This window comes from Phocaeicola sp. RTP21359st1_B8_RTP21360_211022 (assembly GCF_040911965.1).
Lineage (GTDB): Bacteria > Bacteroidota > Bacteroidia > Bacteroidales > Bacteroidaceae > Phocaeicola > Phocaeicola vulgatus.
In genome coordinates, this window is the sequence record NZ_JBDFXP010000086.1 from 1 (window position 1) to 9,002 (window position 9,002).

Sequence of the window (9,002 nt, forward strand, 5' to 3'; positions counted from 1 at the left end):
AAAGGTCATTATACTTATCCTATGGTGGCGCAATTTTCAACTGGAATATTGGCGCACTTTTCAATTAGTATCTACACTACATAGTTATCATCGCCCACATCTTGAAGGACATCGAAAAGATAACCTTTTACATAATGGGATACTGCAACCGCATTTGCATACTCGATGTTCTGCGAAATGAATCTCGCTTTCTCTGTTCTTCCTAAGTTTTTGAAAGCTTCTTCAATCTTGTCCATAATTACTCTGTTTATAGGGTTACTACATTCTGATAGGGATTCTCCGCTTCTTCAAACAGCTTTCCGCCATGATTCAAAGCCCATGCGCGGACAAGCATTGCCAGTGCGCTGTCTGTTTGAAACTTTAATGCAGCATACACGGTTACTGTAGACACTCCTTTGATGTCCGCAATCTCCTTTACCTTGTCTTTGTCCAGCTTGATGTACCTTTCTTTTTTTGCCATATTCTTTGATTTATGAGTTGTTATTTCTATCTTTGAGGGCTAACTTAATTCATTAAGATGCTGCAAATATAAACACTTTGCGAATACAAACCAAACATTCTGTGAAATATTTCGCAGAATGTTTATTGCAAATTTTTGAATATGGATAAAAAGAAGATGCTCGAACAATTGATTGAGTATTATGATAATGGTAATAAATCACAGTTTGCTAAACGATTAGGTATTACACCTCAAGGTGTTAGCACATGGATATCCCGTAATACATATGATAGCGAATTGTTATTCGCAAAATGCGAAAATGTTAATGCGGAATGGCTCCTCACCGGTGAAGGTTCTATGCTCCGTACCGAAGAAACACCGTCCGTTATGGAGAAAACTGCTCCATCTGTGGAGTTAATCTCTTCCACGAAAGATAATACTGTTACTATCCCCATAGTGGAAATATCCGTAGCAGCTGGCACTGCCGGTTTCCCTAATCCGAATTATATAGAGGTAGTGGACGGGATAAAATTGCCAGCATCTATGCTACATCGTCATGCACAATATTATTGTATCAGGGTAAAAGGGGACAGTATGGCACCTACCATATTAGACAGTTCTTATGTCGTGGTGCGCTTATTGGACCGTGCCGAATGGGAAAACCTCCGCGATCAGCACGTGTATGTCATCAGTGATTGTGATGGACGTTCCTATCTCAAACGCTTGAAAAACCGATTCCATGAACACGGCTTTGTTACCTGCATGAGCGACAATCCTGACAAAGTGAACTATGGAAACTTTAACCTCATGGAAGATGAAATAAACTCCATTCTGTATGCCGAATTCTATATTAGTGCCAAAATGCCGAATATCCATGAAACTTATTATAAGAAAGTAGGCGAGTTGGAAGATAAGTATGACCTACTTGCTGGTCAGATGCAAATGGTATTGAAGAATTTAAACTTAATAAAATAACCATGCACTACCAGTCTGAATAAATAGTTTTTAAATGCTATTAGAACTGTAAACTAAGAGTTAGCCTTTTTAGCTGTCATTTGCCGCTACAAAGCTCCCTTCGACCTCCGAAATCTCTATCGGCTATACCAGCAAGAATCAATGAGAACAGATAATTAAGCACACAATGAAAGGATTGATAGAATACCTCGATATCATGATTATTTAAAAATGCTCCCGGCGCAAGCACCGGGAGCCGATTCAACTAACAAAAACTAATACCGCAATTCCAGCTAAAAATTTGTGGTAGAAAGTGAACTCGAACCACTGACACAATCAGGCTGAATTTCTGCAACCTGTTAGACTACCAACTGTCTTATTCTGCCATATTTAGGCCACACACACGTTTTCGTGATGCTAATATACTTATTAATGCGATTGTTTGCTAATAATCAATGCATTAATAAGTATGTTATTCTACCACAGGACCGTAATAATTCATAATATCCCCCTATAAACTAGTGTTTAACCATGTATATTCGTTGTCAAAGTTGAAATAACAGGTATAAAACACTGTTCTAAAATCACGTAAAATGACTAACCAACTTTCACCTCAGTTTCTTTTGTTTTACATTTTGTGACTAACCAACTTGCTAACCAAATGACTAACCAACTCTGCTTTTAACATTTTGATTGTCTATTCCTGTCCTTCTGTGAAGCCGTTTTTCTGGCCTCACAAAAACGCTTCTTGAATACCTGCTTAAACAGCAAAAGAAATCCTCCCAAACGGCTGTATCCTACTTTCTATAGCCATTTGGGAGGGTTTTATCAGGCATATGCTGTTTATGTTACATTTCAACCGTTCAAACCGTTTAAAGTTCCTGCATTATGTTATATACTTGTCTTATGATTGTTACATTTCGATTTGCATCTGTCTTTTAAGCTAATCTCACCAAAACGTCCTGTTTATCGGTATTTCCGATGCTTTTGCCAGATGGCCTATTTACTACATTTCAATTTGAGCCCCCTATGTCGAGAAAAATAATAATCCCAACCTCTCATATGAAACAATGCCATTTCTGACATTAACCTATAAAACAGACGAAGATGGCAAACTAACTAATGAAAATATTTCTGCATCAAGTCATAAATTTAATTTGATAGGTCCTTCTTCTGCAATATATAGTATTCTAAATAAGTATTTAGGTGTGGATTGGGACCAACTATCAAAGTTTGTAAACATACGTTCAGATATTGCACTTGCTCCTACGATGCAAATGCAAGAAGAGGGTACGGAATACGTAGTGAATGGAGATGTAACTCTATTCCCTCAAATACCTGAAAATATTTTGAAATAAGGCATTTTAAATCTTTTTCAACGTGTTAATTACGTAGATAAATGTTTATTTTAAGTAGTACGGTTTGTGATATGAGCAATAAGCTGAGTTGCTGGTAGCCCGTTCTGTGCAATTAGGATATATACACTGTCTATCTCCTGTTATAATTTCTAGTATAGTTGAACATGAAGAAAATAGTAGCGATATGCTTGTACTTAAAAATATAATAATCATTTTCTTTTTCATGACATCTTGTTAAATTTATATTATTATTCAGCCTCGCAGATAACCACAAAAATAGAAATAAAAATGCAATTTATTGACTGTCAAAATTGCATTTTTATTTTTTTTTGTTATTGAATATTATGTTCTTAATCCTCTTTTCGGTCTGTTTTTCCTCTTTTTGTACTCTTTGAATTTCATCTTGAACCATTCAAGTATAGGTATTCTGTCAAAGCATAACCGGAACTTTTTTTTCTCATGCAATACTGTATGAGGGTAAAAATTACTCCCAATAAAAATCTACTGACTCAGATTTATTCACCGGAATATTGCCTGTTCCCAGGCACTGCTTGCTAATGGATTGGAGCGGATGATCCACAAATGAATGTTTTGGAATAGTATGATTTTGCAAAATGGAGATAGATATATTTTCCGCAGTTATGTGACGATAGGCTTTATGTTTTTTCTTCATGGCATATTTATTGTTTGTTTCAGGTATTTCAGATGATAATAGAATACAGACAGAATCATCTTTCTCAACTTCAATAATAAGTCAAGAGGATATTCTGACCTTAGTTTGTCGATGGCTTTAGTTCATTGGGTGGCTCCTTTTTTATTGTGTACCAAGATGAATTGTTGTTGATGTGGAAATATATAAAAAATCATGCATTCAATGTGTTAATTTAAAATGGCTTCTTCTTTTGTAAGCCTGAAACAATACTTATTGCTTGTTTCCATTGTATTGTTTTTTAGCGGATCAGTCATCGCTATATCGTACTTACATTCAATTTTATTGGTTTGGTAAAATGTTAGTTTGAAATAAAAATGATTTCATGGATGGGGGTAAAACGGAACTTTGTTGTCATTCTGTCAAAAAATGAAGTTATTATGATGAAAAAGATTATAGCGACACGATAGTATAAACTATAGAATTACTAACTTTAATTTATTTTTCAATGAAAAAAGTATTATTATTTGCTGTTGTTTTTTCTTGTAGCATGTGGGCTAATGCTCAGCGTGTTACATGGGCAACCGAAGCAGGGTTATCTGCAATACAAAGAACTGGATATGGAGAATGTTGGCGTCCATCCACTCGTTTAGGAATATCTGCAGATTATAATGTTAATAATGTGTTCTCTATGAAGTCGGGATTATATTATACTTTTAGAGGATACTCTGTGAATAATGGCGGAACATATAGTAATGGAGATGCTACATGGATAGAAAATGTTTCTCAGACAAGGCATTTTTTACAAGTTCCTATTTTAGCTAAATTCTCTATCCATAGCAACAATTCCACTAAATTTTTCTTTGAGATAGGACCATATATAGGATATTGTATCAAAAATCATATTGACAGCAATCCATATTATCTAACTATGCCTTCTTCCGGTTGGATTGAAGGATATCCTGGTGTGGGAGAAAGTGCGGAGGGTGGTAGCAACCAGTTTCTATATCAGCATGCGAGAAATTTCGACTGGGGAATGGCATCCGCTGTAGGTCTTGAAAATCGGAGGTGGACGGTTAAGCTTCAATATGAAATGTCACTTGGGAAAGAATCTAAAAATGATAATATAGGTGTAAATTATAACAGTTTAACCCTCTCTATTGGTTATAAGCTAAATGTAAAATAATAAGATAATATATCGTTGGATTTTATATTTGTAATTATATCGGTATTTTTTAGCATGCTTCTATACGAAATATTATTAAGAAATGCTTGGAAAAATCTCTGAGAGGATATGTGTTGATTTATTATTTTGCTTATAATATATGCCGCTGTGAATATCAGAAGAAAAGTTATTCACGGCGGTTTTGACTTTTACCTTTTTCGTATTCAACTATTCTTCTGTTTTTTTTAGTTGCTCTCTCAAGTTTTTTGTCTATTTTTGCTGTTGGAACATAAATCAAAGTATAATAATAAAAATACATATGAAAAACCTCAGAAGAACTTTCACCGTATTATTTGCCGCAGCTTTCAGCATGCAGGTGTTGGCACAAAGAGAAGATAAGCTTATCAATCAGGATTGGAGTTTCCGTTTTTCCCATCAAGTAAATGCTAGTGCTGCACGTAGGGTAGACTTGCCTCATACTTGGAATGCGCAGGATGCCTTGAGTGGTAAGCACGATTACAAGCGGGGAATAGGTAATTATACTAAAAAGATATTCATCCGTCCCGAGTGGCAAGGCAAGCGGCTTTTTTTACGTTTCGAGGGAGCGAATTGCGTGAGCAATGTCTTTGTAAATGGTAAACATATAGGTGAGCATCGGGGAGGCTATGGAGCTTTTGTCTTCGAGATAACCGATAAAGTGGAATATGGAAAAGAGAATGCATTGCTGGTACGTGTCAATAATGGCGAGCAGTTGGATGTAATGCCATTGGTCGGTGATTTTAATTTTTATGGTGGCATTTATCGGGATGTACATCTGTTGCTGACTGATAACCTGTGTATTTCTCCGTTAGATTATGCATCGTCTGGGGTTTATCTCATACAGCAACAGGTTACGGATAAACAGGCAACTATTTGTGCACGCGTAAATCTTTCTAATGGAACGGGAGAACTCCGGAAAGTAGTGCTCCGGTTGCAGGTTAATGACGGGAAAAAAACTGTGTATGAAACGGAGAAGGAAGTAAGTATGATTCCTCATACAGATGTACAGGTAGAGGATATAGGGTTCATACTGAAGAATCCGCGTCTTTGGAACGGTATGCAGGATCCGTTCATGTATCAGGCGGTGTTGACTTTGATTAAAGACGGAAAAGAATTGGACAAAGTGGAACAGCCGTTAGGGTTACGTTATTACGTCACGGATCCCGATAAAGGTTTTTTCTTGAATGGAAAACACTTGCCGCTGCATGGTGTATGCCGTCATCAGGAGAAGGCGGAAGTGGGTAATGCTCTTTGTCCGGTGCATCACGAGGAAGATACTCGTATCATGCTTGATATGGGGGTGAATGCTGTTCGTCTGGCACATTATCCGCAAGCTACCTATATGTATGATTTAATGGATAAACATGGTATTGTTACTTGGGCTGAGATTCCATTTGTGGGGCCGGGAGGATACGCTGATAAAGGTTTTGTTGATCAGCCTTCTTTCCGTGAAAATGGTAAAGAGCAGTTGAAAGAGATGATACGCCAGCATTACAATCATCCTAGTATCTGTTTTTGGGGGTTGTTCAATGAATTAAAAGAGCAGGGAGACAATCCTGTAGAGTATATAAAGGAGTTGAATGCTATAGCGCATCAAGAGGATCCTACTCGTCCTACTACTTCTGCAAGTAATCAGGAGGGTGCGTTGAATTTCATTACTGATCATATAGCTTGGAATCGCTATGACGGATGGTATGGGGCTACGCCGGCTACGCTTGCCACATGGTTGGATGCTACTCATAAGAACCATCCCGAAATGAAAATTGCCATCAGCGAATATGGTGCGGGTGCTAGTATCTATCATCAGCAGGATTCATTGGTACAAACTGTTCCCGGAAGTTGGTGGCATCCAGAGAATTGGCAAACAGAATATCACATTCAGAATTGGAAAATAATAAACGAACGTCCGTATGTGTGGGCTAGTTTTGTGTGGAATATGTTTGATTTCGGTGCGGCTCATCGTACGGAAGGTGATCGTCCGGGCATTAATGACAAAGGGCTGGTAACCCATGATCGCAAGATTAAAAAGGATGCTTATTATTTTTATCGGGCCAATTGGAATCCGGAACCTATGATTTATATCGCGGGGCGTCGTAATGTGAATCGAGTGAAGCCACTCGTTGATGTACAGGTTTTTTCGAATGTAGAAGAAGTGATATTGATCGTGAATGACTGTCAGTGTGGAAAGATGAAACCAGACAGTTTGAAAGTTTGTTTGTTCAAGGATGTCCCTCTCAGAAAAGGAAGGAATGAAATAGAAGTACGTGCCAATGATAGTAAAAAACAATTGATAGATCGATGTACTTGGATATTACAATAAAACAATTGCCGCAGGGAGTTATACATTTATTTCTGCGGCGATTGTTTTTTATTGGTTTGATTTAACCAGTTGGCTCATCGTCTTGTGTTGATTCTACACAATCAGAACTGTTGAACCGTCGTTACGGTAGTGCTATTTTATCTCCATCCCATGTTGTGACAGATGAAGAATGTAACAACCAATAAAAAAATGATAGAAGATGAAAAGGTTATTTATTATTTAACTATTGCTCTTTCCGTTGTTCAGCGTGGCAGTATGTTTTCTTAATGATATTTCTACGCTAGAAACAGAACAGTTGATAATACCCGAAAAGCTAGGAAGTGGAGAGAACCGGGGTGATTTCGACTATCCGGCTGAAAAGGCAAGATACTTGTGGTTTACTTCGCGCAAGGATAACGCAGGTTGTGGGCGAGTGTATTGTGGAGTTTACCGGTGTAGATGTATGTCGCATTGAGGTTGCCGAACTGTATGTTGAGGAATCCATACAATGACAACAACTGTTCGGGAGCTTATAACAATTTGCAATCAGGTATGATTAATCTGCTCGATGCGGAAACCTTAGCGTAGCATGATATGATTTTCTTCGATTCACTCTGATAGTGATATCAACCTGTAGGGTAGCCTGTAGATTTCTTGAAACATGCGATTTGAAAGAGTGATTGGTGATACTGTCGTTTCTTTTGGGGAGGTTTCGCTGCCATCGTGCGAGGGAAAAATAGCATCCGTCGTGGAAATCCCTGTAGACCGAATGACTTATCAGACTAGTAGATGCCTGTTTCTCCACCAGTACCATATAAATCGGGTACCAGTTGTAATTAGGGCTACTGACAATCCTGTATAAAATACAGCAATGAATGCTTCCGGTAGTAAATGCAGGGTGCGTGTTAAAATACCTATGGTAATCATGAATGCCATGACAATCCACCCTTTTACATCGAAGAAAGAGAATGGACAATTCTTGGCTTTCTTTTGAGATATGCGATGAGTATGTTTCTTGTAAAGTTTATGAAATATCAGACCAAAGAATAACAGAAATACTATGGTAGCTTCACAGACTTTGAAGAACCAATAATGAGAATCGTTTATCCAGCAACTTATTCCAATACGTAAGATGTTGATACCGGCTAAGAGCCAAACTATGCCTGCTGTAATAAGTAATGTATTTTTTGTTACTCCGTATTTCATGTTAGCATTAAAAATAATGAATGGCAAAGATACGTCTTTTTAATGGATCATCTGATAGGTGGATAGTTTTTTATTTGTAAATGGAGGAATAAAACAGGTCTGTCTTTTTGTATAAAGAGAATTATAGAATTTACTTATTTATTGTCTTTGATTTCGTTCTTGTCTTAAATGGTAGTTTTGTTTTTTAGTGTGTGTGGAGATGCTGCAAGTTTTGCAAGTTTGCAAGTTTGCCTTTCGTTTTTCCGTCTTTTCTTGTTTTCCGTCTGCTGTTTTCGTATGTGTCCCTTCCTTTTTCCGTTCCTATACGCGCGTGCGAATATTATAATGTGTCTGTCTTTTTCCTCCCGTGTCCTCCGTTATAAAAACATGCTTTGTAACACATCTGTTATTCAGAGTATTACAAAAAAGTTTCAGGAAATCCGTATAATTTTTCCTTCGTATGTTTGCTGGTAATCGTTAAAAGGTCTACCTTTGCATCCGCAATCGAGAGAGATGCGGCACTTCAGACAGTGTGTGACTGACTTGGTGAAACAAACGTAGGAGAGTTTTCCTTGACAGTGTCTGCACCCAGTATCTTACCTTAGCGGGGCTAAGGGAGCGAGAACGGATAAGACTTGGGGAGGATGGACGTCCCGCCTTTTATGGAAGTTTCGAAAAAAAACTTTTTCAAAAAAAACTTTCGAAAACATTTGGCGGTTACGATAAAATCTCTTACCTTTGCATCCGCTTTCGGAAACGATGGCAAAATATAAATGAGAGTTCTTTGAAAGATTTAAGATAAACAAACAAGTAGTACAAGCCGGTGCACCGTATGTAATATATATGGTGTACGGAAAAAACAAGAACCGTCAATATTGATATTGATAGATTTGGAATCCTTGAGCAGATTATCA

At 37.5% G+C, this 9,002-nt stretch carries 8 protein-coding genes; 4 read left to right on the forward strand and 4 right to left on the reverse strand.

The features are described 5' to 3' along the window. Positions 1–71 precede the first annotated feature (71 nt). Both AB5062_RS22130 and AB5062_RS22135 read right to left on the reverse strand, forming a co-directional pair. On the reverse strand, positions 72–236 hold the full coding sequence (locus tag AB5062_RS22130) for a hypothetical protein (RefSeq protein WP_368326990.1): 165 nt from the start codon (positions 234–236) through the stop codon (positions 72–74). 11 nt (positions 237–247) lie between these two features. Beyond that, positions 248–460, reverse strand: coding sequence for a hypothetical protein (locus AB5062_RS22135; protein WP_151851137.1), 213 nt, complete (start codon positions 458–460; stop codon positions 248–250). 141 nt (positions 461–601) lie between these two features. On the opposite strand from AB5062_RS22135, the gene AB5062_RS22140 reads away from it, so the two are divergent. Then, positions 602–1,414, forward strand: a complete 813-nt coding sequence (locus tag AB5062_RS22140) for a S24 family peptidase (RefSeq protein ID WP_151851138.1) — start codon at positions 602–604, stop codon at positions 1,412–1,414. Positions 1,415–2,463: 1,049 nt separating this feature from the next. Continuing rightward, on the forward strand, positions 2,464–2,751 hold the full coding sequence (locus AB5062_RS22145; RefSeq protein WP_234241492.1) for a hypothetical protein: 288 nt from the start codon (positions 2,464–2,466) through the stop codon (positions 2,749–2,751). Between the two features lie 484 nt (positions 2,752–3,235). On the opposite strand, the gene AB5062_RS22150 is transcribed toward AB5062_RS22145, so the two are convergent. Further along, positions 3,236–3,424 (reverse strand): hypothetical protein, encoded by a 189-nt coding sequence (locus AB5062_RS22150; protein ID WP_016270606.1) that lies wholly within the window; start codon positions 3,422–3,424, stop codon positions 3,236–3,238. A gap of 484 nt (positions 3,425–3,908) precedes the next feature. Between AB5062_RS22150 and AB5062_RS22155 the strand changes: the two genes are divergently transcribed. Both AB5062_RS22155 and AB5062_RS22160 read left to right on the forward strand, forming a co-directional pair. Continuing rightward, complete coding sequence (locus AB5062_RS22155; RefSeq protein ID WP_016270605.1) at positions 3,909–4,586, forward strand: porin family protein; 678 nt, start codon at positions 3,909–3,911, stop codon at positions 4,584–4,586. A gap of 298 nt (positions 4,587–4,884) precedes the next feature. Further along, positions 4,885–6,924, forward strand: a complete 2,040-nt coding sequence (locus AB5062_RS22160) for a glycoside hydrolase family 2 TIM barrel-domain containing protein (protein WP_117855885.1) — start codon at positions 4,885–4,887, stop codon at positions 6,922–6,924. A gap of 756 nt (positions 6,925–7,680) precedes the next feature. On the opposite strand, the gene AB5062_RS22165 is transcribed toward AB5062_RS22160, so the two are convergent. After that, complete coding sequence (locus AB5062_RS22165) at positions 7,681–8,109, reverse strand: hypothetical protein (protein WP_057099284.1); 429 nt, start codon at positions 8,107–8,109, stop codon at positions 7,681–7,683. Positions 8,110–9,002 lie beyond the last annotated feature (893 nt).